Here is a 25437-nt window from a genome sequence, read left to right as displayed (position 1 = left end):
ACGATGACGACGTGGTGAGTACCGTAACCGGCACCTGGCCGGTGTTCGGCTCGCTGCGGGACTACCAACGGGGGTGGGTCAGGCCCGATGTGATCGCGGGCCTGACCGTGTGGGCGGTGCTGGTCCCGGAGGCACTGGCCTACGCGACCATCGCGGGGGTGCCACCGGTCGCCGGCCTCTACGCGGCGGTCCCGGCACTGATCCTGTACGCGGCGGCGGGCAGTTCGCGTCACCTCGTGGTGGGTCCGATGTCGGCGACCGCAGCCCTGTCGGCGGCGATCGTCGCGCCGCTGGCCGGTGCGGACGGCGGAAAGTATGCAGCGCTGTCCGCCGTCCTCGCGATCGCCACCGGGATCGCGGGGCTGCTGGCCGGTTTGCTGCGCCTCGGATTCATCGCCTCGTTCATCTCCGAGCCGGTGCTGAAGGGCTTCATCGTCGGCCTCGCCCTCACCATCATCGTCGGACAGGTGCCCGCGCTGTTCGGAGTGGAGAAGGAGAAGGGCAACTTCTTCGAACAGGCCTGGGGGGTGCTCACCCATCTCGGGGACACGCACTGGGTGACGCTCGTCGTCGGCGGTCTCAGCCTGGTGGTGGTGCTCGGGTTCAAACGCTGGCTGCCGCTGGTCCCGGGATCCCTGCTCGCCGTGCTCCTCGGGATCGCGGCGGTGTCGCTGTTCGGGCTGGACGACCGGGGCGTCGACATCGTCGGTCACATCGATCCGGGTCTGCCCTCGCTCGGTCTGCCGGCCGGAGTCGGGTTCGACGACTACGTGGACCTGCTGGGTCCGGCGGTCGGGGTGCTGCTGATCGGCTTCGCCGAAGGTCTCGGCGCCGCGAAGACGTACGCGGCGAAGGAAGGCTACGAGATCGATCCGAACCGGGAACTTCTCGGCCTCGGCACCGCAAACCTCGGTTCCGGGCTGTGCTCGGGAATGGTGGTCAACGGCAGCCTCTCCAAGACGGCGGTGAATGGAGGGGCGGGCGCGAAATCTCAGGTCAGCGGTCTCGTCGTCGCCGCGCTGACCGTGGTCACGCTGCTGTTCCTCACCGGCCTCTTCGAGAACCTGCCCGAGGCGACCCTGGCCGCGGTGGTGATCGCCGCCGTCGTCGAACTCGTAGACATCGCCGCGCTCCGCGGGCTGTACGGGGTGTGGACGAGGCGGCTGGGCAGCATCTACGGCCACGCCGCGCGCGCCGACTTCGCGGCGGCTCTCGCGGCGATGGTGGGCGTCCTGCTCTTCGACACCCTGCCCGGGCTGGTCATCGGCATCGGCGTGTCCATGCTCCTGCTGCTCTACCGGGCCTCCCGCCCGCACGTCGCGGCGCTCGTGAAGGACGGGTCGCTGTGGGTGGACGCCGAACGCCACCCCGAACTGCCCTCCACTCCGCACGTGGTGGTCGTGCGGGTCGAGTCCGGATTGTTCTTCGCCAACGCCGATCACGTGAAGGACCGCATCGAAGAACTGTGCACCGACGACACCAGGACGGTGGTGCTCGACGCGGAGACGTCCCCGTTCATCGACGTCAGTGCGGCGCAGATGCTCGGGCAACTGCGGGACGCCCTGAAACGCAAGGGCGTCGACCTCCGGGTGGCCCGCGACATCGGCCAGTTCCGCGACACGATGCGCCGGGCGGACTCCGAAACTTCACCCGTCGGTCTGTACCCGACCGTGCGGGAAGCGCTTGCCGATGTGAGCCGGAAACGGCCAGAGGAGGATTCGTGACCGTCAGCGCAGAATTGCAGGAACTCGCCGCGAAGGCGTGGGTGTACGGGTTTCCGCTGGTGTTCGATCTCGACCAGGTGAACCGCTTCGTGTCGGAGGGGATGGGGAGCCTCGACGCGGGACCCTTCAACACGTTCAGCCATGCCCGCACACTCGCTGGGCCGCGGGACACGTTCGTCTCGGTCAACAACGACACCGTCTACTCGATCGCCCAGATCGACCTCGGCCACGGACCGCAACTGCTCCGGGTGCCCGACAGCGGCGGCGCGTACTACGTGCTGCAGTTCGTCGACGCGTGGACCGACAATTTCGCGTACGTCGGCAAACGCGCGACGGGAACGGCGGCCGGCCGTTATCTGCTGACCGGCCCCGGGTGGTCCGGCGAGGTCCCCGCCGGCGCGACGCGGATCGCGTTCCCCACGTCGGTGGGCACCATCGTCGGCCGCTGGGCCTGCGACGGCGAGGCCGATCTGGAGCGGGTGAAGGCACTGCAGTCGGCCCTGACGTTGGAACCTGTCGGCGACCAGGCACAGGTGGTCGGTCTGCCCGCACCCGACCCGAACGTCCCCGAGCACCTTCGGTTCTGGGAGAAGCTGCGGGTGTATTCGCAGGCGTACCCGCCCGCCGCGCAGGACCTGATCGCCGAGCAGATGTTCGCCCCACTCGGGTTGCTCGAGACCGGGGCGTCGCCGTACCTCGAGGCGCCGCCGGATCTCGCGTCCGTCCTCACGGCGGGCGCCGAGGCCGGGCACCAATCGTTGGTTGCCGCACTGAAATCGGGTGCCGGTGCGGCGGTCGTCAACGGCTGGCAGTTGATGTACCACGCCTTCGACTACAACGACGACTTCTTCGAGGTCGGCACCGTGAACTCACCCGAGTGGCGGATCGAGGACCGCTCGAAGGCACTGGGACTGCGGGCCGGCGCCGCGATGGCGGGACTGTGGGGCAACCACGGCTACGAGGCCGCATACGCGCCGATCTACCACGACAGCGAAGGCAACGAACTGTCCGGCGAACACACCTACATACTCACGTTCGCGCCGACCCCGCCCGTCGACGCGTTCTGGTCGATCACCATGTACGACCTCCCGGAGTTCTTTCTCGTCGACAATCCCCTCGACCGCTACTCGATCGGCGACCGCACCCCGGGACTGGTGTTCGCCGACGACGGTTCGCTGACCATCACGCTCGGCGCGACCGCCCCGGCCGACCCGGTCGCCCGCGCCAACTGGCTGCCCACACCGGACGCCGGATTCCGGCCGATGCTGCGGATGTACAGCCCCCGGGCCGAGGTGTTCGACGGAACGTTCGAGATCCCGCCGATCGTGAAGACCAGGTGATCCGGGAGACAGTGAATCGGCGGTAGTGTTCGGGCCGATTCGAGGGGGGATCGAGTGAAGAAAGTCGCCGCGGCGCTCCTGTGCGCCGCGATCACGTCCGGGTGCGCGCACAGCGTGTCGGGGACCGCGGGAGCGTCCCCGCTGCAGGAACTGAGTCCGGACCAGCAGCGGCACGTCCACGTCGAGGATGAGCTCCGCGCCGCCGATCCGTGCGGACTGCTCGACGAGGCGGTGGTGCGGCACGCCGGGACGGTCCAGCAGTACGGGTCGGCCGTGCAACTGCCGGTGTGCTCGGCGCTGATGACGCGGCCCGACGGCGTCACCACCTATGTGGAGGTGTCCCTGCTGCCGTCGATGCTGTCCGACGCATCGCTGACGCGGCCGGAGACGGTGGACGGGGTGACCGTCTACCGCGGTGCGGGCGCCGACCTGACCCGCGGGACGTGCGAGCGTGTCTTCCGGCTGCCCCTCGGAACCGACGACGAACAGGTGGGACGGCCGCCTGCGACCGTCCGCGCCGGAACCGTCGCGGGCCAGGACGCCTGCCCGCTGGCCGACGCGGTGCTGGACTCGGCGATCGACAGGATGCGGTCGGGGCTGCCCGCCCGCGACGCCGGCTCCCCGGATCAGGTGGTGCTCGCCGTCCACGACCCCTGCGAAGTCCTCGACGTGCTGGGGACCACGGCCGGCGGACGTGTCGTCGATCCGGAGTCGCCACCTGCCCCGTTCGACTGCGTCCTGTTCCCGAATCCGAATCGGGTGCCCGGGAGCGAGGTGACCGTGTCGTTCACGATGTCGCCGGTGAAGGAAAACAGACCACTTGTTCCCGCCGAGCCGGAGACGGTCGGCGACCGGTGCCGGTGGACGAGCCCGATGGGTGAGCCGATCGACATCACACGGCCCGGGGCGGGTGTCGACGAGTTCACCCGCAGGCTCGGCCACGCGGGTGCAGTCGTCACTGTTCACGGCCCGAACTGCGCCGCCGTGGCAAGGGTCGCGGACGCCGCGAACACGGCGTTCGGATAGGCCGCCGAACGGACTCACCCGGGATCAGATTGGACTCCGCCGGTAAGCTCGACAGCTGGACCAGTACAGATTCATCGACCTGGAGGTAGAAACGCGTGGCTCTCGTCGTCCAGAAGTACGGCGGATCCTCGGTGGCAACCGCCGAGAGAATCCGACGAGTGGCTGAACGGATCGTCGAGACCAAGAAGGCCGGCAACGATGTCGTCGTCGTGGTTTCAGCGATGGGGGACACCACTGATGAGCTGCTCGATCTGGCTCAGCAGGTGTGCCCAGCCCCACCCGCCCGCGAAATGGACATGCTGCTGACCTCCGGTGAGCGCATCTCCAATTCTCTCGTCGCAATGGCAATTCATTCGCTCGGTGCGGAGGCCCGTTCGTTCACGGGCTCGCAGGCGGGTGTCATCACCACCGGTGCTCACGGCAACGCCAAGATCATCGACGTCACACCGGGCCGCGTCCGGGATGCGCTCGACGAGGGCTCGATCGTCCTCGTCGCCGGATTCCAGGGCGTCAGCCAGGACAGCAAGGACGTGACGACCCTCGGGCGCGGCGGTTCGGACACCACCGCGGTGGCCCTCGCCGCAGCCCTCGAGGCCGACGTCTGCGAGATCTACACCGACGTCGACGGAATTTTCACCGCCGACCCGCGCATCGTTCCCGACGCGCAGCGGCTCGAGACGGTGTCGTTCGAGGAGATGCTCGAACTCGCGGCGTGCGGCGCGAAGGTGCTCATGCTCCGCTGCGTCGAGTACGCCCGCCGCTACAACGTGCCTGTGCACGTCCGTTCGTCATACACGACCAAGCCGGGCACCATCGTGTCCGGATCGATGGAGGACATCCCCGTGGAAGAGGCAATCATCACCGGAGTCGCGCACGATCGCGGCGAGTCCAAGATCACCGTCGTCGGCCTGCCCGACACCCCCGGTTACGCCGCGCAGGTCTTCCGCGCGGTGGCTGATGCGGAGATCAACATCGACATGGTGCTGCAGAACATCTCGAAGGTCGAGACCGGCAAGACGGACATCACGTTCACCCTGCCGACGGCCGACGGCCCGCGGGCGGTCGAGAAGCTGACCAAGCTGCAGGGCGAGATCGGCTTCACGCAGGTGCTGTTCGACGACCACATCGGCAAGGTGTCGCTGGTCGGTGCGGGCATGAAGAGCCACCCGGGCGTCACCGCGACATTCTGTGAGGCGCTCGCGAAGGCCGGCGTCAACATCGACCTCATCTCCACGTCGGAGATCCGCATCTCGGTGCTCGTCAAGGACGTGGAGCTGGACAAGGCCGTGAAGGCGATCCACGATGCATTCGAGCTCGGCGGCGACGAAGAAGCCGTCGTGCACGCAGGAACGGGACGGTAATCATGACCACCATCGCTGTCGTCGGTGCCACCGGACAGGTCGGCATCGTCATGCGCACCCTCCTCGAGGAACGCAATTTCCCCGCGGACAAGGTGCGGTTCTTCGCCTCCGCGCGGTCGGCGGGCAAGAAGCTGCCGTTCCGCGGCGAGGAGATCGTCGTCGAGGACGCGTCCGCGACGTCCGACGAGGACCTGAAGGGCATCGACATCGCCCTGTTCTCGGCCGGTGCCACGCTGTCTCGTGAGCAGGCCCCGCGCTTCGCGGCGGCCGGTGCCACCGTCGTCGACAACTCTTCGGCGTTCCGCAAGGATCCCGACGTGCCGCTGGTCGTCAGCGAGGTGAACCCGGAGCAGGCGAAGAACCCGCCGAAGGGCATCATCGCCAACCCCAACTGCACCACCATGGCCGCGATGCCGGTGCTGAAGGTCCTGCACGACGAGGCCGGACTGCAGCGTCTCATCGTGTCGAGCTACCAGGCCGTCTCCGGCAGCGGCATCGCCGGTGTCGAGGAGCTGGTGGGCCAGGCCCGCGCCGTCATCGGCGACGCGGAGAAGCTGGTCCACGACGGCAGCGCCGTCGACTTCCCGGCCCCGAACAAGTACGTCGCACCGATCGCGTTCAACGTGCTGCCGCTGGCCGGCTCCATCGTCGACGACGGCAGCGGTGAGACGGACGAGGACCAGAAGCTCCGCAACGAGAGCCGCAAGATTCTCGGCCTGCCCGACCTGCTGGTGTCGGGCACGTGCGTCCGCGTCCCCGTGATCACGGGTCACTCGTTGTCGATCAACGCCGAGTTCGAGCGTCCGCTGTCGGTGGCACGCGCGCAGGAGATCCTGTCGAAGGCTCCCGGTGTGCAGCTCGTGGACGTCCCCACCCCGCTCCAGGCTGCGGGCAGCGACCCGTCGCTGGTCGGGCGCATCCGTCAGGATCCGGGTGTTCCGGAGGGCCGCGGGCTCGCGCTGTTCGTGTCCGGCGATAACCTGCGTAAGGGTGCCGCCCTCAACACCATTCAGATCGCCGAACTGCTCGTCTAGCTCCCCCCACGTGATGCTCCTATGAGTGTCAACCCGGGTTTGCGGGGTTGAGGAGGGCGAAGATTTCTCGGGCGACGGCTCGTTTGAGGCAGCGGATGATGTCGCGTTTGCTTTTGCTTTGGGCGAGTCGTTTGTCCCGGTAGGCGCGGGTGCGGTCGTCGTACTTGAGTCTGGAGAGCACGATCACGTGCAGTGCCCGGTTGGCTTGCCGGTCACCGCCCCGGTTGAGGCGGTGCCGGGTCGTCTGCCCGGACGACGCCGGGATCGGGGCGACCCCGCAGAGGTTCGCGAAGGCACCCTCGGAGGTGATGCGGCCCCGGGTTGTCGCCGGCGGTGATCAGCAGCTGGGCGGCGGTCTCGACACCGACGCCGCACCGTTCGAGCAGCCGTGGTGCGGTGTGGGCGACCAGGGCCGCGATGTTCGTGCGCAGGGCCCGACCCTCGGCGGTGAGGGCGCGGATCCGGCGGGCGAGGGACCGCAACGCCGTCTTGACGGCCGCGGTCAGGTCGCCGGGGACGATCGGGCCGGGACGCAGCGCGGCACAGGCGGCGAACAGGGCGGGGTCGGACAGCCCGCGCAGGGCGGCGCGGAGGGGTTCGGGTGCGTTCACGATCATCGCCTTGAGGGTGGTGATCGCCTCGGCCCGGGACTTGATCACGCTGCGGCGGGCGTTGTGCAGGAACCGGATTGCCTCGACGTCCCCGCCGTGGGTCTTGGGGACGGTGGTGGCGCGTCCGGTCAGGGCCGCGGTGGCGGCGGCGTAGGCGTCGAGCGGGTCGGATTTGCCGTGCCGTCGTCGGGAACGACGGTCGGGGCGGTCGACCTCGACGACGGTGAGGCCGGCGTCGTGCAACACGTGGGTGAGGCCGGCGCCGTAGCTGCCGGTGCCCTCGACACCGACGGAGGCGATGATGCCGGTGCCGGCGAGCCAGCTCAGGAGTTGGTGGTAGCCGGCGTCGGTGGCGGGGAACTCGCGGTCGGCGAGGGGGCGACCGAGGTGGTCGACGATCGCGGCGTGGTGGGTGTGTTTGTGGGTGTCGACGCCGGCGTGGATGGTCAGGCTGACATCCGGCGGGGTTTCGGTCATGCTGGTCATGGCTGTCCCTTTCATCTGGTGGCCACGCACCGGTCGGGAACGGCGGACAACTCAGTGATGGGACTTGTCGAAGTCAGGCTCCTATCAGGTCACTCCGCCCGACCGGCCGCGTGTGTTCGTCGACGCGGTCGGTCGACACATCACGTGAAGGACAGTCCTTGCGGGCGTCAGAGTGGCAACGAGTCAGACCGGCCGCGTCAACGAACCCAACCAGTATCACTGAGTGGCAAAGTGTGCTCCCGCACGCTTTGCCGCTCACGTGTCGGTTGCGGGTGGATACTGGGCCGATGAGAGTGGTCGGGGCTGCGGTGGCGGCGGTTCTGCTGCTGCTCACCGGCGCGGCCGAGGTCTCCGCGCAGCCGCCCGGGATCCTGCTGTCGCAGGAGCAGCTGCCCCCCGGTACGGTCCCCGCCCAGGCGGGAGACAGCGTCCGGGTGCGGTACTCCACCCTCCGTACCTCCACCGCGACCGGTGAATCGACCGGATCGGTCTTCCTTCCCCACGGCGACCCGCCCGCCGGCGGCTGGCCGGTGGTGTCCTACGCCCACGGCACCGTCGGTGTCGCCGACCAGTGCGCACCGTCCGTCGCCGGGTTCAACTACGTCGAGCTGCCCGCGATCGAGCAGTGGCTCGCAGCCGGGTACGCCGTCGCCGCAACGGATTACGCGGGAATCGGCACAGCGGGTGTCAACGCCTATCTGGACGGTCCGGCGGCCGCCGCGAACGCCGTCGACGTCGTCCTGGCCGCACACGAGGTCTACGGCGACGTGCTCGCCGACCGGTGGACCGTCACCGGACTGTCGCAGGGCGGGCAGGCGACCTACTTCGCCGCCCGCGAGGCCACCACCAGGGCACCCGCGCTCGACTTCCGCGGCGCCGTCGCCGTGGCCGCGCCGACCCACCTCGACCAGCTCTTCCCGGCCGTGGGTCCGGCCATTCCGGCTCTGCCGACCACCGGAATCGTGAACTACGCACTGCTGACCCTCGCCGGTATCGACGACCAGCGTCCCGAGGTCGACATCCGGCGCTACCTGTCGCCGACAGGACTCGACCTGATGGAGTTCGCGAAGGTGACGTGCAGCCGCGAACTCGGCCGGTACCTGCTGGCCCACCCCACGTCGGTCGGCGACCTGTTCGCGGCGCCGCTGTGGAACGACCGGTTCCGGGAGCTGTTCCGGGAGATGCAGCAGGTGCCCGTCGACGGCTTCGACCGTCCCCTGCGGGTGGTGCACAGTTTGTCCGATGCGTCGGTGCCGATTCCGTTGACGTGGGCGCAGCTCGCCGAGATGCGGCAGCACGGGGTGAACGTCGAATTCCAGCAACTCGTCGGTGAGGACCATCGCGGGTCGCTGATGGCCTCCATGCCGGACTCCCTCGCGTTCGCCGCGCGCGTGCTGTCCCCCAGGTGAGTGGCAAAGCGTCCCCGAGCACGCTTTGCCGCTCACCTCACCCGGGACGTGCGAGGCGGACACGGCCGCCCGACCCTACGGTTCGGACATGGGCTCAGTCATCGGAGAACTGTTACCGCTCGCGGTGGGTGTCGCGATCTCGCCGATACCGATCATCGCCGTCATCCTGATGTTGCTGTCGAAGCGTGCAGGCGGGGCGAGCGCGGGCTTCGGTGTCGGCTGGATCCTGGGCATCGTCGTCGCGACAGGGATCTTCGTGCTCCTCGCCGGCAGCGTCGACACGTCCGACTCCGACGGCCCTTCCGCGACGGCGTCGTGGGTGAAAGTCGTTCTGGGTGTGCTGCTGCTCCTGCTCGCGGGGCGGCAGTGGCGAAGTCGCAACGCCGACGCGGAACCCCCGAAGTGGATGCAGGCCATCGACGACCTGAACTTCGTGAAGTCCACGGGACTCGGATTCGCGCTGGCGGCGATCAATCCCAAGAACCTGCTGCTCTGCGTGTCCGCGGGCGTCGGAATCGGCACCGCCGGCGTGAGCGGGGCAGAGCAGGTGGTGGCCCTTCTCGTGTACACCGTGCTGGCCGGGTCGACCGTCCTCGTCCCGGTGGTCGCGTACGCCGTGGCCGCCGACAGGATGCGCGGGACCCTCGACAGCCTCAAGGTCTGGCTGCAGGCCAACAACGCCGCCGTGATGAGCGTGCTGCTACTCGTGATGGGCGCCGTCGTCCTCGGTAAGGGACTCGGCGGCCTGTTCTGACGCGATCGCGTCCGGTCCGCGCAGGTAGTGCCCGACGTAGCCCTCGTCGAGCGCGATGGCCTTGACGATCACCGCGGACCCTACGATCACGACGGACAGGACGAACAGCCAGCTGATCGCGGTGAATACCAGGCCGAGCGGCCCGAACTGGTGTTGCGCGGCTGCGGTGATCCGGGGCAGGACGAGGCGTCCACCGACGTGGAGGGCGGTGAGCGCGGCGGCGGTCAGCATCCCGGTCGCCCAGAGAACGCGACCCTTGAGGGTGCCTATCGTCAACAGGTACGGGCTGAGGGTCCACACGGCCATCCACACCGCGAACTCCCCGGCGACTGCGAGAGGTGGACCGATGAACCGGACGTTCGTGAGCTCGCTGGCCAGGCCGATCGCCGTCCCCGACAGCGCGACGGCGAACAGGACGACGAGCCACCGCCAGGCGTCTCGGAGGCTGATCGACGGGACGTTCCAGATCTTGCCGTAGACCCGGGCGAGGGCCCGCGCGAAGGACGTGCCGCTGATCGCGATCATCAGCAGCCCGACGACCCCGAACGCGGCGAAGGAGGGGTTCGTGGTGTCGACGTCGCCGGAGGTGGATGTCAGTTCCGTGGGGTCGAAGCCGAACTGGGTCTTGATGGTGCTTGCGGTCACGTTCCAACTGCTCAGTGTGGATGCCGCGATCATCACGGGCAGCACGGACGTGAAGATCCTGGCGGCGAGCGTCATCGACCTGTCGAAGAGTTCGATCCCCACCAGCCCGTCGATGATGCGCCGGACCGTGCGCCCGGGCGGGGTCCCCTGGAGCCAGCCGTTTGCCGTTTCGGTGTGCGCGGCCAGAGCTTCCCTGGCCAGCGCCACAGATAGTTTCGTCGACCGCACTCTTCGAGCGAACACCGATTCGGACGGGTTGTCATCATCCGCGTCAGGTGAGAACGCGGGGTCCGGTCACGGGCGGACGATGCACCGGAACCCGATGTGGCAGGTCGACGTCTCCTCGGTGTCACCCTGCCGGGCCGAGGGCCGGTAGCGGAGGCAGTAGTTGGGCGCGCAGAGATGCGAGCCGCCCTTGATCACGCGGCGCGCGTACGGCTCGTGCGGGTCCGCGGCGACAGCGGTGTCGATGCGGGGATTCGCCGGAATGCAGCAGGAACTCGCCGGTGCCACGTTCTTGCCGCCCGCGGAGTGATCCGCCGTGAAGTAATCGGTGGTCCATTCCCACACGTTGCCGGCCATGTCGCCGAGTCCGTAACCGTTGGGCCGGAAATGGCCCACCGGCGACGTCCCGGCGAACCCGTCCTCGAGGAGGTTCTCCCACGGGAACCGGCCCTGCCACACGTTTCCGCCGGGCCTGCCACCCGGTTCGTGCTCGTCGCCCCACACGAACGGCTTCCGGTCCAGGCCGCCGCGGGCGGCGAACTCCCATTCGGCCTCGGTCGGCAGGTCCTTGCCCGCCCACTCCGCGTAGGCGCGGGCGTCGAACCACGACACGTGCGTGACGGGATGGCGTTCGCGTCCGCCGACGTTGCTGCCCGGACCCTCCGGGTGCCGCCAGTCGGCGCCCGGCGTGAACGACCACCAGCGGGTGAAGTCGTCGAGGGGCACGGGACCGGGGGTCGGGGTGAACACCAGCGAACCGGGCACGAGCAACGCCGGATCCGCGCCGGGGTACTGGGCGGGGTCGGGGGCGATCTCGGCGGTCGTGACGTGGCCGGTGTCCTTCACGAACCGCCGGAACTCGGCGACGGTGACCTGGTGCGAGTCCATCCAGAACCCGTCGACCGTCACCTGGTGGACGGGGCGTTCCTCGGGGTAGAAGTCCTCCGAACCCATCCAGAAGGTGCCCCCGGGGATCCATGCCATGTTCTTCTGAACTGCACGAGTCATGGGGTCAGACTGGCACGACGACGGCCGTCGTGCGACGGTGCGCCCGTAAACCGGGTGCGCGCAGCGACGGTTGGGGTACCGTCGGCTACTCGAGTCGGCTACTCCAGTCGCAGCGCTGGTCGCATCGTGCAGGGGGCTCCACCGTATGGATGGACGAATTCCGCGTAGGTCGTTCGTGCGTGGTCTGGCGCTGACGGCCGGGCTCGGCGCCGTCGGAGCGGGATCGGCGAGCGCCTACCCGTTCGGGATCGATCCACTGCGGCCGTTCGTCTTCTCCTCGCCGCCGCTGCAGCCGTTCCGGGAACAGTTGCCGCCGTTGCCGGTGCTCGGCGGGACCGCCGTCGAGGTGCACGCGAGCAGCACGATGCACGTGTTCCATCCCGACCTGCCTGCATCCCCGGCCCTCGGCTACGGCGGCATGGATTACCTGGGCCCGACGATCGAGGCGCACGTCGGCGAACGGACCTCACTGACCTACCGCAACGACATCACGAGCAACCCCCTCGCCGCCGACGTCGACACGCGGATCCACGGCGTGAGCGAGCAGGACCGCACCCAGGTCCCGACGTCGCTGCACCTGCACGGCGGACGGACGCCCCCCGAGTTCGACGGACATCCCGAGGACACGATGCGGCCGGGACAGGGGATGGTGCACGAGTTCCCGAACCGGCAGGACGCCTGCGCGCTCTGGTATCACGACCACGCGATGGGCGTCACCCGGCTCAACATCTACGCCGGGCTGGCGGGCATGTACCTGCTGCGCGACGAGTACGACACCGGTCAGACCGGCAACCCGCTCGGTCTGCCTGCGGGCGAGTTCGAACTGCCGCTTGTGTTGCAGGACAAGAACTTCACCGACGGCGGACGGCAGAGTGTCCGCTCCAACCCGCTGAATCCGCAGGGCAGCTGGGAGGCCGCCACCCCCGGTGACGTGGGGGTGGTGAACGGCAAGGTGTGGCCGGAGATGCCGGTGGCGCGCGGCCTGTACCGGCTGCGGATGGTGAACGCGGCGTCGTTCAGCGTGTGGAATCTGTTCTTCGAGAACCGGATGAGGTTCTGGGTGATCGGCGCCGAGGGCGGGCTGCTCGACGCGCCCGTCCCCACCGACCACGTCCGCCTCGGACCGGGGGAGCGGGTGGACCTCCTCGTCGACTTCGGGGCCCTCGCCCCCGGGACGACGGTGGAACTGCGTAACGACGAGCCGATTCCGGCGCAGGTCGCGCAACGCGGCGTGCAGATCATGCCGCGGTTCTGCCGGTTCCGGGTCGGGACGGCCGCCGGCTTCACCGGCGGAGTGCCGGAGACACTGCGGGGAGGCAGTCGTGGCCTCGCCGTACTCCCGCCCGTCGCGCGGCCGTCGGTGGTGCGCAACGTGTCGGTGATGCAGCTCGCGCAGGGCCTGGGTCAGCCGTCGCCGCTGATGTCGCTGAACAACCTGCGCTACACCACCGACGACATCGAGATGCCCCGGCAGGGGACCGTCGAGCAGTGGAACATCGTCAACGTCACGCCCGAACCGCATCCGATCCACCTGCATCTGGTGACGTTCCGGGTGATCGGACGGCAGGCGATCGACACGAACGCCCTGATGCAGGCCGTCCCGGTACCCGCGGTCGGGGTGCGGTGGACGCCGTCGGCGGACCCGTTCGTTCTCGGGCCGAACCTGGCGCCGCAGGTGTGGGAGTCCGGGTTCAAGGACACCGTGATCGCGGACGCGAACTCGATCACCCGGATCGTCGTCCGGTTCCCGACGGCCGACGAACTCGGCTTCGACCCGGACGCCACCTTCGGGATGTCGGCGGCGCACACGATGGATCACTCCGGTGGCGGCCACATGGAGCAGTCGTCGCATCCCCTGCAGGGGTACGTGTGGCACTGCCACATGCTCGACCACGAGGACCACGACATGATGCTGCGGTACCGCCTCGTGCCGTAGGCCCGTGAGTACTTATTAACGTCCCGCCCCGCGGTTAATAAGTACTCACAGGTGCATTTACAAGCAGTCTGGACTGTTTTCTTTTTCCCGCCTACAGTGCTGGGTGTGACACCTGACACAGCAGTAGTCAAAACGACCCGCACGCAGGCCGAGCGGACCGCGGCGATGCGCACGAAGCTGCTCGACGCGGCCGTCGACTCCCTGGTCGAGTTCGGATACGCCCGCACCACGACGCAGGGCATCGCGCGGCGGGCCGGGGTGTCGCGCGGCGCGCAGTTGCACCACTTCCCGACCAAGGAGTCGCTGGTGGTGGCCGCGGTGGAGCATCTCGTGGACAAGCGGATGGAGGAGATCCTCGCCACCGAAGTGGATGCCGGCCGCGGCATCGAGGTGCTCGCCGACGCCTTCTCCGGACCGCTGTTCTACGCGGCCCTCGAACTGTGGGTGGCCGCCCGCACCGACCCGGCCCTGTTCGAGGCGACGGTCCCGCTGGAGCGGAAGGTCACCGACGCGCTGCGTCGCGGGTCGGCGGAGGTGTTCGGCGATCGGTTCGACTCCGACGCCATCGAGCTCAGTATCGAATTGGTTCGCGGTCTGGCGGTGTCGGCACTGTTCCGCACCCCCGAGGCCGAACAGTCACTACGCGCGCGGCTGTTGCCCGTGTGGGAATCGAAGGTGGAGAAGTCGTGAATCTTCCGCAGCACGTACACACCCTGATCGTGGGGGCGGGTTTCGCGGGCATGGGCCTGGCGGCGCGCATCCTGCAGACGCAGCCGCAGGCCGACGTCCTGATCATCGAGCGCGGCGACGACGTCGGCGGCACGTGGCGCGACAACACCTACCCGGGGTCCGCGTGCGACGTCCCGACGTCGCTGTACTCGTACTCGTTCGCGCCCAGCGCCGACTGGAGTCACACGTTCGCCCGCCAGCCCGAGATCCATCGCTACCTGAAGAAGGTCGCGGCCGACACCGGTGTCCGGTCCCGGGTGGTCACCGAGTGCGAACTGCAGGAGGCGCACTGGGGCGACGACGCGGCCGTCTGGACCGTTCGGACGAGCCGCGGAACGCTGACGGCCGACGTCGTGGTGGCCGCGACCGGTGCGCTGTCGACACCCAGCGTCCCGGACATGCCCGGGCTGGAAACCTTCGGCGGCACCACGTTCCATTCGGCCACGTGGAATCACGACCACGACCTCACCGGTGAACGCGTGGCTGTCATCGGAACCGGCGCGTCGGCGGTGCAGTTCGTGCCCGAGATCGCGCCCGTCGCCGAGCACCTCACCGTGTTCCAGCGCACCCCCGCCTGGGTGATCCCGCGACTCGACCGTGCATTGCCGGACGCCGAGAAGACCCTCTACCGGCGACTGCCGTTGGTGCAGAAGGTAGTCCGCGGTTCGGTGTACAGCTTCCGGGAAGCCCTGGGCGGGGTGCTCGCCCACGCCACCGGACTGCTGCCGGTGTTCGAGGCGGTGGCCCGGGTGCACCTCCGCAGGCAGGTGCGCGATCCCGAACTGCGCCGCAAGCTCACACCGAACTTCACGATCGGCTGCAAGCGGATGCTGCTGTCGAACGACTGGCTCCGGACCCTCGACCGCCCCGACGTCACGCTCGTCGACGCCGGACTCGCCGGGGTGACAGCGGACGGCGTCGTCGACGCGGTGGGCAACGAGCACAAGGTCGACACCATCATCTTCGCGACCGGGTTCACGCCGACGGAACCGCCGGTGGCGCACGCGTTGCGCGGGGCGAACGGCCGCACCCTCGCCGAGCACTGGGCCGGGAGCCCGAGTGCGTACAAGGGGACCACCGTCGCCGGGTTCCCCAACCTGTTCCTGATGTACGGGCCCAACACCAATCTCGGTCACAGCTCCATCGTCTACATGCTCGAATCGCAGTCCGCGTACATCGCCGACGCGTTGACGGCGATGCACCACAACGGAATCGCGGCTTTCGAGGTCACCGAGGAGGCGCAGCGCCGATACAACACCCGCATCCAGTCCGAACTGCAGACCACCGTCTGGAACAAGGGCGGCTGCTCGAGCTGGTACTACGACTCCGAGGGCCGGAACTCCGTCCAGTGGCCGACGTTCACCTGGAAGTTCCGCTCGCAGTTGCAGCGCTTCGACCGGGAGAACTACGTATCCCGGCGCAGGACGGCGAAGGAGACCGTCGCGTGACGCATTACGACGTGGTCGTGGTCGGCTCCGGTTTCGGCGGCAGCGTCGCGGCGCTCCGGCTCACCGAGAAGGGGTACCGGGTCGGTGTTCTCGAGGCGGGCAGGCGCTTCACCGACGACGAACTGCCCGAGACGAGCTGGCGGTTGCGACGCTACCTGTGGGCACCCTGGCTGGGCTGTTACGGCGTGCAACGGATCCACCTCCTGCCTGACGTCCTGGTCATGGCCGGCGCCGGGGTCGGCGGTGGTTCGCTGAACTACGCGAACACGCTGTACCAGCCGCCGCGCCGCTTCTTCGAGGACCGGCAGTGGGCGCACATCACCGACTGGCAGTCGGAGCTGGCCCCGTACTACGAGCAGGCGAAGCGGATGTTGGGGGTGACGACCAATCCGTCGTTCACCCCCGCCGACGCCGTCATGCGCGAGGTGGCCGAGGAGATGGGCGTCGGTGCGACGTTCACGTCCACACCGGTGGGTGTCTTCTTCGGCGAACCGGGGTCGCGGGTGGCCGACCCGTTCTTCGGCGGCGAGGGTCCCGACCGCACGGGGTGCACCGAGTGCGGCAGTTGCATGACGGGTTGCCGTGTGGGAGCGAAGAACACGCTCGTCAAGAATTACCTCCACCTCGCGGAGAAGGCGGGCGCCCGGGTCCATCCGCTGACGACGGTGAAAGCGTTGCGCCCCCGGCTGGGCGGCGGCTACGAGTTGCGGACCCGCCGCACCGACGGAATCCGTAGGCGGGAGCGCACGTTCACCGCCGACCAGGTGGTGGTCGCCGCGGGCACGTACGGTACCGCCCGGCTGCTGCTGGCGATGAAGGAATCCGGTGCGCTGCCACGGTTGTCGCCGAGGCTGGGGTCGGTGGTGCGCACCAACTCGGAGGCGGTGCTCGCGGCCACGGCCAGGAACCGCGACACCGACTTCACGAAAGGCGTGGCCATCACGTCCTCGTTCCACCCGGACGACCACACCCACATCGAGCCGGTGCGGTACGGCAAGGGCAGCAACGCGATCGGGCTGCTGCAGACCGTCCTCAGCGACGGCGGCGGCCGGGCGCCGCGGCTGCTGAAAACGGTGGGAGTCGCGCTGCGCCGGCCCGGGGCGTTCGCCCGCAGCCTATCGGTGCGGCACTGGTCGGAGCGCACCGTGATCGCGCTCGTGATGCAGACCGACGACAATTCGCTCGAGCTCGCCAAAGGGAAGGGCCGACTCGGGCGCGCGGTCACCAGCCGTCCGGGTCCCGGAGATCCGCCGCCTGAATGGATCCCGCAGGGGCACAAAGCCATCAGGAAGGTGGCCGAGCGGATCGGAGGAGACCCCGGCGGTTCCGTCGCCGACGTCGTGAACATACCGATGACCGCGCATTTCCTCGGGGGATGTGCCATCGGGGACTCGCCGGACACCGGGGTCGTCGACCCCTACCTGCGCGCGTACGGACACGACGGGCTGCACGTGGCCGACGGGTCGGCGGTGAGCGCGAACCTCGGCGTCAATCCGTCGCTCACCATCACCGCACAGGCCGAGCGCGCGTTCGCGCTGTGGCCCAACAGGGGTGAGACCGACACCCGGCCCGAGCCGGGCGAGCCATACGTACGTATCGCACCGTCACCGCCCCGGAATCCGGTGGTGCCGGCCGACGCGCCGGGCGCACTGCGGCTTCCGCTGACGGTCGTGAACCGAAGGGAGACAGTCGATGTGGAGCGTGCCTGAATCGACCACCGACCGCACCGACTGGCCCGAGAGCTCACCGCCCCCGTGGCCGGCGGCCGTCCGCGCGACGCTGTGGTGGCACCGCAGCACCGCGGCCGCCCGCGCCCTCGGACCCGGCGGCGCCACCGTCCCGATGACCCTCGCGATGATGGTCGACTATCTCGACTCGCCCGTCGGGCCCTACCGGGAAATCCTCGCCAGCCCGGTGCTCCGCGCGCCGGGACGTCGTATCGGCGTCCTGCCGCGCATGGCGGTCCCGTTCATCGCCGTAGATTCGGAACCCTCCGTGCACGGTGGACGCGCGCACTGGAGCCTGCCCAAGGTGCCTGCCAAGTTCGACGGCGACGTGCACGGCGAGTTCGCGGCGTCGTCCGGGGCATGGCGCGTCACCATGAGCACCCGGCCGCGTGGACCGCGGCTACCGATCGCCGGAGCGCTGGGGTTCGCGCAACCGGGTGACGACGGTCGCGGTCTCGTGACGGCGTCCGCGCGGCTCCGCGGCCACTTCCGGTACGCCCGCGTGGACGTGGCGGCCGACGGGCCCACGCTCGCCGACTGGCTGACGCCGGGAACGCATCACGGCATCGTGATCACCGACGGCCGGATGACCACCGGACCCGCGCGTCGGCGCTGACAGCCCGGGGCGCTACGCGATCTCCGCGGCGACGCCGGCGAGGCGCGGCAACACGGTGTTCCGCCAGCCCGGACCCATCCGCTCGAACGCGTCGCGGCTGCGTTTGTCGTCGAGGTCGAAGCCCGAGTGGTCGAGGAACAGGCGCGTGCCCGCACCCTCGGGAACGAGGCGCCACACCAGCGTCCAGTTCTCGGTGAACGTGTAGACGAAGCGCCGTTCCGGCTCGACCTCGACCACTTCGCAGGGCACGGCGCCCCAGCCGGGCATGTCGAGGTGGAACCGGTGCCCGACGGTGGCGGCGATGTCGCCCGCTGCCCACCAGCGGGCGAGCAGATCCGGCTCGGTGAGGGCGCGCCACACCTTGGCCGGCGGCGCGGCGATGAACTGGTCGACGGAGATCCGGGTGGTGGTGCGGTCGGTCACGAGTCCTCCTCGAGGAAGTCGGCGAGTGTGCGCAGGCGGTGATGCCAGAACCGCTCGAACGGGTGCAGCCAGTCGCCGACGTCGGCGAGCGGCTCGGCGGTCAGGTGGTAGTGCCGCTGCCGTCCGGACGGTTCGTCGCGGACGAGCCCGGCCCGGCGCAGCACCTGCAGATGCTCCGCCACCGCGGGGCGGCTGAGGTCGAACCGGCCCGCGAGGTCCCCGGCGGTGAGCGGTCCGTCCACGAGGATTTCCAGCAGACGCCGTCGCACGGGGTTGGCGAGGGCGAGGAAGACGTCGTCGTCGGGCACGGGGCGAGCTTATGTCGGAGATTTCCGACATGTCAATAATCTCCGACACATCCTTTTCTTGACTAATTCCAAAAAGGCGCGATACTGGAACACATGCAACACGGCACGGATCCCACAGCGCAGCTGCGCGGCGTGGGCCTCCGTGTCACTGCACCACGTGTTGCAGTGTTGAATGCGGTTGCCGTACGGCCGCATTCCGACGTCGACGACATCGCAGCCGTAGTCCGCGAAGAGCTGGGATCGGTCTCCACCCAGGCGGTATACGACGTCCTCAAGGCGTGCACCGCCGCCGGTCTGCTCAGACGTATCGAACCCGCGGGATCGCCCGCACGGTTCGAAACCCGTACCGGAGACAACCACCACCACCTCGTGTGTCGCAGCTGCGGGACCGTCGTGGACGTGGACTGCGCGGTCGGCGAGGCACCGTGCCTCGACCCCTCGCAGGCCCACGGATTCGAGATCGACGAGGCCGAGGTCGTCTTCTGGGGGCTCTGCTCTCAGTGCCAGGCCGACGCGCAGAGCGAAACCGGGTCGGCAGCAGCCCTGTCCTGATCCCGGTTCGTTCCCGCCGATACACCCTCACCCGATTGCAACCTGGAGGCTCTCAACTGGGTGGGGGTCGAGGGGGCCGCGTCGTAGGCCCCTCGGCGTACAGGTTTCCGGTCAGCGAGTTTTCGACCGGGAGGATCGCGACGTCAACCTGGATGGACCTGCACCGGAGAGTGTTCGGGCCGACGGGGCGGAAGCAGTTGTATTGCTGGGTGTCCGGCTCGACTGGCCAGGACCCCTCACCCGCCGATCAGGATGTGACGTTGCGTGGGCGTGCCAACGGCACCTGGTGCAGAGCCTACCAGGATCGTGGTTCCGGTCCACGGGAGAGACTCGAGCGGGTGTGAATCGGGTGGGTGACGACGCGGCCACCGGCCGGTTCGCGGTGGTGCGGGTGGTGGCGGGATCGGTCGGCGTGGGTTTCGGGGTGGCGTGGATCGAGCGTGACGTGTCGGTGGTCGGCGTTAGGGTCGAGACCGTCGGTGAGGATGGGGACACAGTCTCGGGTGGGGGAGCTGATGGGAGACGATCATGGCGTTGAGGTGGGCCAGCTGATGGCCGATGCCGGATTGCCTGCGCTGCGGCAGTTCTCGTTCACCACCCGCCCGTACCTGGCGGTCGATGACATCACCGGTGAGCCGATCGGACTCGACGATGTCGACACCCGGGTGGGGTGGCTGCTCGACCTGATCTCGGGCGCCGAAGCGCGGCTGCTGGCGCGGCTGTGGCGACCGGCCACCTTCGATGTCCTCGCCGCCGGCGTGGACCGCCAGGGCCGCAAGCTCCCGATACAGGGTCATGTCGCTGCTGCGCGTCTGGGCTGGACCCCGCACTACCCGGACGATGTCTACATTCCGTCACGTGTTACCCGGGTGGTCACCGCACAGGCGATGGCGACGCTGCGGACCCTGACATACCGAGACACCGCGATTACTGCACTGTCGGCCCGGTTCGACCCGGCCACTGGCACTCTGGCGCCGCCGACCGAACCGGGTGACTGGGTGCCATTGGGTTTCGCCCGGGGCGTGGTGCGGCAGCTCACCGCGCGCGCCTGCCGCACCGACGGCGCGGTGCAGGCGCGGCTGCGGATCACCGACATGCAGGCACCACCGAAGACCTCGGCGATGGCTCGGCTGTCCGCAGCGGATCGACAACTCGCACACCTCACCGTCACCGACGCCGTCATGACGTTGACCGTCAAACTGCCCACCACCGTCGCCCCGACAGGACATGCGCAGTGGCGACGAGTCCGGTTGACCGCCGCGATCCCACCGCACCTGCACGACCGGCCGATCACCGACTGGCATCTCCCCACCCTCGTCCTCGACCGGAAAGGCCTGTTGTGGCGGTGCGCGGCCACCGAGACGGTCCCCGCCGCTGATCTGACATCGGGAACTTCTGCGGTGGGCGTGGACTGGTGCCCGTCCACGCTCGGTGCCGCCGCCACCGCAGCAGAGGGCCCGGAGGGGCTGGTCTCCGATTACCGGGGCGTCACCTACGACGACCGCGGCCTCGGGACGAAACTCGCCCGCCTGCAGGCCGAGGGGCAGATGCTGCACCGCAAGGCGGCCCGGCTGACGCGACTGGCCGCCACCGCCCCACCCGAGGTCCGCGCCCGGCTGGAGGCGAAGATCGCCGTCCTCGACGCCCACCGCGAGGCGGTGGGTATCAAGCGGGGAAAGATCAACCGAGAACTGGCCTTCCACTTCGCCCGGCAGGTCACCGACTACGCCACCTCGGCGGGCGCACGGGTGATCGCGGTGGAAGACCTGACCACCCTCGAGACCCGCGGGCACGGCCGGGTCAACAACAATCGGGCCGCGCAGTCCGCCCGCCGTAAAGCGACCGCCGCCCTCGCCCACACCGCCGCCGGTGTCGGTATCGTGGTGGTCTCGGTGCCCGCCCGAGGATCCTCGGCACAGTGTCCGGGCTGCGACGCACCCCTCGCCCGCCCCGGCGGCTATCACACCGCGTGGTGCCCGGGCTGCCGGGTCGGCGGCAACCGGGACCACGTCGCGGGGGTGAACCTCGCCAAACGCGCGCTCCTCGGCAAAAACAAGGCCACCCGGCGGCGGGGGCAGATGCCCGCGATTCGGGTCGCCGAGCACGCACCGGTGCGCCGGTCCCGGGACAAGACCAGTCCGACCCCGCGTCGGCCGCGGCATCGCCGGGTCCGCCGCAGCCTGCCCACCGTGACACCGCGGGCGGGGGTGACTCCGAACAGATATGTTCCTGCACCACAAGCGTCGGTGTGGGACACGGTCAAACCCGCACCACCTCACGGTGATGCGGGTAGCCGTGACACACGTCCATCTCCCACGCCGCCACGCAAGTGGCAGACAGTATGAGATCTACGTAGACGCTTTGCCATGCCTGAAACACAGCGCGCGACCACCACCAACGCCGGGATTCCCGTCGCCAGCGACAACGAGTCGCTCACCGCCGGGACTCAGGGCCCCATCCTGCTGCACGACCACTACCTCGTCGAGAAGCTCGCGCAGTTCAACCGCGAGCGCGTCCCGGAGCGCGTCGTCCACGCCAAGGGCGCCGGCGCGTTCGGCGAACTGGTCGTCACCCACGACGTGAGCCGGTACACGAAGGCCACGCTGTTCCAGCCCGGCGCGAAGACCGAATCGCTGGTGCGCTTCTCCACGGTCGCAGGTGAGCAGGGCAGCCCCGACACCTGGCGCGACCCGCGCGGATTCGCCGTGAAGTTCTACACCGAGGACGGCAACTACGACCTCGTCGGCAACAACACGCCCGTCTTCTTCATCAAGGACCCGATCAAGTTCCCCGACTTCATCCACTCGCAGAAGCGGCTGCCCGGATCCGGTCTGCGCGACCACAACATGCAGTGGGACTTCTGGACGCTGCGGCCCGAGTCCGCACACCAGGTGACGTGGCTGATGGGTGACCGCGGCATCCCGAAGACGTGGCGGCACATGGACGGCTTCGGCTCGCACACGTACCAGTGGGTCAACGCCGACGGCGAGCGGTTCTGGGTGAAGTACCACTTCAAGACCGACCAGGGCATCGAGTTTCTCACCCAGGACGAGGCCGACACCCTCGCGGGCACCGACCCCGACCATCACCGCGCCGACCTGTACGACACGATCGCCCGCGGCGAGTTCCCCAGCTGGACGCTGAAGGTCCAGGTCATGCCCGTCGACGAGGCCGAGGGCTACCGGTTCAACCCGTTCGACCTCACGAAGGTGTGGTCGCAGAAGGACTACCCGCTGATCGAGGTCGGCAAGTGGACCCTCAACCGGAACCCCGACAACTTCTTCGCCCAGATCGAGCAGGCGTCGTTCGAACCGTCGAATGTCGTTCCGGGAATCGGTTTCTCACCCGACAAGATGCTGCTCGGGCGGGTCTTCTCCTACGCGGACGCGCACCGGTACCGCATCGGCGCCAACTACGCGCAACTGCCGGTCAACGCCCCGAAGAACCAGGTGAACTCGTACTCGCAGGACGGCGCGATGCGGTACGCCACCAATTCACCCGAGACCCCGGTGTACGCGCCGAACTCGTACGGCGGCCCGCACGCCGACGCGTCGCTCGCGGGCGACGAAGGCCTCTGGGCGTTCGACGGTGAGTCGGTGCGCGCCGGTTACGTCGAGCACGCCGAGGACGGCGATTTCACGCAGGCGGGCACCCTCGTCCGCGAGGTCCTGAGCGACGACGAACGCGACCGCCTGGTGAACAACATCGTCGGTCACGCACTCGGCGGTGTCAGCGAACCGGTTCTGCTGCGGGTGTTCGACTACTGGAAGAGCGTCGACCCCGACCTGGGCAAGCGAGTGGAAATCGGTGTCCGGGAAGGACAGGCCGGGAACTGATGTCGTTGGTGGGGCACGCTCAGAGCAGGCCCCACCAATAGATCAGCAACGCGAGAACGAATACCACCACAGTTTCCACGACGACCCTCCTTCGCCCGGCTGCACGCACCGCACGATTCCATCATCCCCCATGCGCTTCGCGCCCGTGAGTACTTCTTAACCGCCGGCGGTTAACAAGTACTCACAGGTGTGTGACGGGTGTGTCGGATGTTGTTGCTAGGTTGAGCGGTGTCAGGACACCGGCTCGGATGACCGTGTCCCGAGTCGGGGTCGAAAGGTGCTGTCTTCCATGGTGATGGGTCCCACCCACGCAATGTCCGGTGCGGCCGTCGGTCTGGCGGTGGCAGATCTGCTGCCGCTCGACTGGGGTGGGCCCACGTCCACCGCCGAGACCCTCACGTTCGCGGCGGTGTGCGCCGGGGCGGCGCTGCTCCCGGACCTCGACACGAGCCAGTCGACGGTGTCGCGTTCGTTCGGTCCGGTCAGCAGCGTCGTCGCGAAGGGTGTCGATGCGGTGTCGCTGGGTTTCTACACGATCACCAAGGGCAAACGGGACGGCAAGCGGCGGGGTGGGCACCGCACGCTCACCCACACCGCCCTGTTTGCGGCCGGCATCGGGGCCGGAGTGTCCGCGCTCGTCGTCCAGTTCGGCAAGCCCGCCATCATCGCGACGCTGTTCGTCTGCCTCGGCCTGGCCCTGCGCGGGCTGGCCGGTGAGCTGGCCAAAGAAAAAGGCTGGCTGGCGGTTTCGGCGGTCGCCGCGGTGCTGTCCGCGCTCACCTGGCAGTCGTATCCCACCGAGGCCGGTTCCACCGGGCTCGGCGTCGCGGTGGCCCTCGGCTGCGCAACCCACTGTCTTGGGGACGCCATCACCAAGGAGGGCGTCCCCTTTCTTGCGCCGTTCCTCACGCTCGGCAAGGAACGGTGGTGGGAGTTCCGGCTCCCGTCGTTCCTGTCCATCCGGGCGGGCGGGCCCTTCGAGAAGGTCGTGCTCGGGCCCGCCCTGACGGTGGCCGTCGGACTCATGGTCATCTGGGCCATCGACGGTGCGCCGCAGGCAATCTACGACGCGTTCGTGCCCGCGCCGAAGTGACTCGGGGATTCGGGAACTCAGGCGGCGAGCATCTTCTCGAGGTCGTCGAGGACGAGCATCGCCCCGGTCGGTCCGAGCGCGAGGAACCAGGTCTCGTCGCTGACGTGCACGGACTTGCCGTCCTTCACTGCCTGCATCTGATTCCACAGCGGGCCGCCGACCACGGTCGACTCGTCGGTGGTCTCGGGTGCGCCGTAGCTGGAGTAGAAGATCCGGTCGGCGTCCGCTTCACCGATCGTCTCCTGGCTCACCTCGACGGCGAGTTCGTCGATGTTCTGCACCGTGGGGCGCGGGAGCCCGACGTCCTGCAGGATGACACCGATGAACGACAGGTTGCCGTAGAGGCGGATCTTGCCGGACATGAACCGGACCAGCGAGATCGTCGGCTCGCCGGTGATGGACTCCCGGACCTCGTCCGCGCGAGTCTGGTAGGCGTTGAGCACGTCCTCCGCCTTGGTCTCCTCGCCGAGGGCGTCCGCGACGAGCAGGAAGTTCTCCTTCCACGGGAAGCCGGGGCGGATGCTGAATACGGTCGGTGCGATCGACGACAGCTGCGGGTACAGCTTGTCGGCGCGCAGCTTGCTGCCGAGGATCAGATCGGGCTGGAGCGCGGAGATCGCCTCGAGGTTCAGGTTGTTGGTGGTCCCGACGTCCGGGACTCCGGCGAGCTTGTCGGCCAGGTAGGACGGCTGTCCGGCGGCGCTCTCTGGGCTGGCCAGTCCGACGGGCGTGATTCCCAGGGAGAGCACGTCGTCCAGCTCGCCGCCGTCGAGGACGATCACCCGCTCGGGCTTCTTCTCGATGACGGTTTCCCCGAGCGCGTGGGTGATGGTCCGGGGGAAGACGCCGGGTTCGGCATCGGTGCCGAGTTTGGCGGTCTCGGCGTCCGCCGTGGCGAACTGGCGGCCGCCGGTGGCGACGTCGGTGTTGCCGGCGGTCGAACCGGTGTCGGTGGTGCCGCAGGCGGCGAGAAAGACGCTGGCCAGGGCGACCAGCCCGGCGCGTACGTAGAGCCTCGATGACATGAGGTGAGGCTAGCCTGAGGTTTCGGAGCGGTGGCCGCGGGGTCCGGGCAACCGGAAAACGTCCCCACCACGCAGAAGAGGCCTCGACCGGCGAACCGGTCGAGGCCTCTTCTCGGTGTCT

Annotated in this window: 20 protein-coding genes and 2 pseudogenes; 16 read left to right on the top strand and 6 right to left on the bottom strand. The window is 68.8% G+C overall.

Going from position 1 to position 25437, the window contains the following annotated elements; genetic code table 11:
• Positions 1–11 precede the first annotated feature (11 nt).
• From BLV94_RS24155 to BLV94_RS24135, 5 genes are all read left to right on the top strand, one after another.
• Positions 12–1724: a SulP family inorganic anion transporter gene (locus BLV94_RS24155; protein ID WP_072938112.1), complete on the top strand. Its 1713-nt coding sequence runs from the start codon at positions 12–14 to the stop codon at positions 1722–1724.
• Entirely contained in the window at positions 1721–3064 is a 1344-nt protein-coding gene (locus BLV94_RS24150; protein WP_074933802.1) for a DUF1254 domain-containing protein, read from the top strand. The genes BLV94_RS24155 and BLV94_RS24150 overlap by 4 nt, the downstream gene beginning before the upstream one ends.
• Positions 3065–3118: 54 nt before the next feature.
• Positions 3119–4090, top strand: coding sequence for a hypothetical protein (locus BLV94_RS24145; protein WP_072938099.1), 972 nt, complete (start codon positions 3119–3121; stop codon positions 4088–4090).
• 95 nt (positions 4091–4185) lie between these two features.
• Positions 4186–5451: an aspartate kinase gene (locus BLV94_RS24140; RefSeq protein WP_072938098.1), complete on the top strand. Its 1266-nt coding sequence runs from the start codon at positions 4186–4188 to the stop codon at positions 5449–5451.
• A 2-nt stretch (positions 5452–5453) separates the two neighbouring features.
• Complete coding sequence (locus BLV94_RS24135; RefSeq protein ID WP_072938097.1) at positions 5454–6485, top strand: aspartate-semialdehyde dehydrogenase; 1032 nt, start codon at positions 5454–5456, stop codon at positions 6483–6485.
• 28 nt (positions 6486–6513) lie between these two features.
• Here BLV94_RS24135 and BLV94_RS24130 read toward each other — a convergent pair.
• Positions 6514–7582 (bottom strand): annotated as a pseudogene (locus BLV94_RS24130) (IS110 family RNA-guided transposase).
• Positions 7583–7869: 287 nt separating this feature from the next.
• Here BLV94_RS24130 and BLV94_RS24125 point away from each other — a divergent pair.
• The gene (locus BLV94_RS24125; protein ID WP_072938096.1) at positions 7870–8991 is read left to right on the top strand and encodes an alpha/beta hydrolase; all 1122 of its coding nucleotides are present in this window, start codon (positions 7870–7872) and stop codon (positions 8989–8991) included.
• 88 nt (positions 8992–9079) lie between these two features.
• Entirely contained in the window at positions 9080–9745 is a 666-nt protein-coding gene (locus BLV94_RS24120) for a GAP family protein (RefSeq protein ID WP_072938108.1), read from the top strand.
• On the opposite strand, the gene BLV94_RS24115 is transcribed toward BLV94_RS24120, so the two are convergent.
• A complete protein-coding gene (locus BLV94_RS24115; protein WP_072938095.1) occupies positions 9692–10597 on the bottom strand; it encodes a hypothetical protein in 906 nt (301 codons plus the stop codon). The genes BLV94_RS24120 and BLV94_RS24115 overlap by 54 nt on opposite strands.
• 87 nt (positions 10598–10684) lie before the next feature.
• Positions 10685–11623, bottom strand: a complete 939-nt coding sequence (locus tag BLV94_RS24110) for a formylglycine-generating enzyme family protein (RefSeq protein WP_072938094.1) — start codon at positions 11621–11623, stop codon at positions 10685–10687.
• 145 nt (positions 11624–11768) lie between these two features.
• On the opposite strand from BLV94_RS24110, the gene BLV94_RS24105 reads away from it, so the two are divergent.
• The 5 genes from BLV94_RS24105 (at position 11769) to BLV94_RS24085 (ending at position 18079) form a co-directional block, all read left to right on the top strand.
• Entirely contained in the window at positions 11769–13559 is a 1791-nt protein-coding gene (locus BLV94_RS24105; protein ID WP_072938093.1) for a multicopper oxidase family protein, read from the top strand.
• Between the two features lie 96 nt (positions 13560–13655).
• Positions 13656–14249 (top strand): TetR/AcrR family transcriptional regulator, encoded by a 594-nt coding sequence (locus tag BLV94_RS24100; RefSeq protein WP_072938092.1) that lies wholly within the window; start codon positions 13656–13658, stop codon positions 14247–14249.
• A complete protein-coding gene (locus BLV94_RS24095) occupies positions 14246–15736 on the top strand; it encodes a flavin-containing monooxygenase (RefSeq protein WP_072938091.1) in 1491 nt (496 codons plus the stop codon). The genes BLV94_RS24100 and BLV94_RS24095 overlap by 4 nt, the downstream gene beginning before the upstream one ends.
• Positions 15733–17445 (top strand): FAD-dependent oxidoreductase, encoded by a 1713-nt coding sequence (locus tag BLV94_RS24090; protein WP_072938090.1) that lies wholly within the window; start codon positions 15733–15735, stop codon positions 17443–17445. The genes BLV94_RS24095 and BLV94_RS24090 overlap by 4 nt, the downstream gene beginning before the upstream one ends.
• Positions 17429–18079 carry a hypothetical protein gene (locus tag BLV94_RS24085; RefSeq protein WP_072938089.1) on the top strand — a complete coding sequence of 217 codons (651 nt, stop codon included), beginning with the start codon at positions 17429–17431 and terminating at the stop codon, positions 18077–18079. Before BLV94_RS24090 ends, BLV94_RS24085 begins: the two co-directional genes overlap by 17 nt.
• A 12-nt stretch (positions 18080–18091) precedes the next feature.
• Here BLV94_RS24085 and BLV94_RS24080 read toward each other — a convergent pair whose 3' ends face one another.
• Both BLV94_RS24080 and BLV94_RS24075 read right to left on the bottom strand, forming a co-directional pair.
• Positions 18092–18502 carry an SRPBCC family protein gene (locus BLV94_RS24080; protein ID WP_072938088.1) on the bottom strand — a complete coding sequence of 137 codons (411 nt, stop codon included), beginning with the start codon at positions 18500–18502 and terminating at the stop codon, positions 18092–18094.
• Positions 18499–18810: an ArsR/SmtB family transcription factor gene (locus BLV94_RS24075; RefSeq protein ID WP_072938086.1), complete on the bottom strand. Its 312-nt coding sequence runs from the start codon at positions 18808–18810 to the stop codon at positions 18499–18501. The genes BLV94_RS24080 and BLV94_RS24075 overlap by 4 nt, the downstream gene beginning before the upstream one ends.
• A gap of 93 nt (positions 18811–18903) precedes the next feature.
• On the opposite strand from BLV94_RS24075, the gene BLV94_RS24070 reads away from it, so the two are divergent.
• From BLV94_RS24070 to BLV94_RS24050, 4 genes and pseudogenes are all read left to right on the top strand, one after another.
• Positions 18904–19362 (top strand): Fur family transcriptional regulator, encoded by a 459-nt coding sequence (locus BLV94_RS24070; RefSeq protein WP_072938085.1) that lies wholly within the window; start codon positions 18904–18906, stop codon positions 19360–19362.
• Positions 19363–19913: 551 nt separating this feature from the next.
• Positions 19914–21718, top strand: a pseudogene (locus tag BLV94_RS24060) (zinc ribbon domain-containing protein).
• A 10-nt stretch (positions 21719–21728) separates the two neighbouring features.
• Positions 21729–23198 (top strand): catalase, encoded by a 1470-nt coding sequence (locus BLV94_RS24055; protein ID WP_072938083.1) that lies wholly within the window; start codon positions 21729–21731, stop codon positions 23196–23198.
• 289 nt (positions 23199–23487) lie between these two features.
• A complete protein-coding gene (locus tag BLV94_RS24050; protein ID WP_072938080.1) occupies positions 23488–24291 on the top strand; it encodes a metal-dependent hydrolase in 804 nt (267 codons plus the stop codon).
• A gap of 17 nt (positions 24292–24308) precedes the next feature.
• Here the strand turns inward: BLV94_RS24050 and BLV94_RS24045 are convergent, their stop codons facing one another.
• The gene (locus tag BLV94_RS24045; protein ID WP_072938078.1) at positions 24309–25316 is read right to left on the bottom strand and encodes an ABC transporter substrate-binding protein; all 1008 of its coding nucleotides are present in this window, start codon (positions 25314–25316) and stop codon (positions 24309–24311) included.
• Positions 25317–25437 lie beyond the last annotated feature (121 nt).

Origin of the sequence: Rhodococcus koreensis (assembly GCF_900105905.1) — a bacterium.
Classification (GTDB): Bacteria; Actinomycetota; Actinomycetes; order Mycobacteriales; family Mycobacteriaceae; genus Rhodococcus_F; species Rhodococcus_F koreensis.
This window is presented reverse-complemented; position numbering and strand designations above follow the sequence as displayed.

Excerpts from the sequence above, each read along its gene's own strand:
- BLV94_RS24070 (WP_072938085.1), top strand. The coding sequence starts at position 18,904 with ATGCAACACGGCACGGATCCCACAGCGCAGCTGCGCGGCGTGGGCCTC.
- BLV94_RS24105 (WP_072938093.1), top strand. The coding sequence starts at position 11,769 with ATGGATGGACGAATTCCGCGTAGGTCGTTCGTGCGTGGTCTGGCGCTG.
- BLV94_RS24045 (WP_072938078.1), bottom strand. The coding sequence starts at position 25,316 with ATGTCATCGAGGCTCTACGTACGCGCCGGGCTGGTCGCCCTGGCCAGC.
- BLV94_RS24110 (WP_072938094.1), bottom strand. The coding sequence starts at position 11,623 with ATGACTCGTGCAGTTCAGAAGAACATGGCATGGATCCCCGGGGGCACC.
- BLV94_RS24050 (WP_072938080.1), top strand. The coding sequence starts at position 23,488 with ATGGTGATGGGTCCCACCCACGCAATGTCCGGTGCGGCCGTCGGTCTG.
- BLV94_RS24055 (WP_072938083.1), top strand. The coding sequence starts at position 21,729 with ATGCCTGAAACACAGCGCGCGACCACCACCAACGCCGGGATTCCCGTC.
- BLV94_RS24125 (WP_072938096.1), top strand. The coding sequence starts at position 7,870 with ATGAGAGTGGTCGGGGCTGCGGTGGCGGCGGTTCTGCTGCTGCTCACC.
- BLV94_RS24135 (WP_072938097.1), top strand. The coding sequence starts at position 5,454 with ATGACCACCATCGCTGTCGTCGGTGCCACCGGACAGGTCGGCATCGTC.
- BLV94_RS24085 (WP_072938089.1), top strand. The coding sequence starts at position 17,429 with ATGTGGAGCGTGCCTGAATCGACCACCGACCGCACCGACTGGCCCGAG.
- BLV94_RS24120 (WP_072938108.1), top strand. The coding sequence starts at position 9,080 with ATGGGCTCAGTCATCGGAGAACTGTTACCGCTCGCGGTGGGTGTCGCG.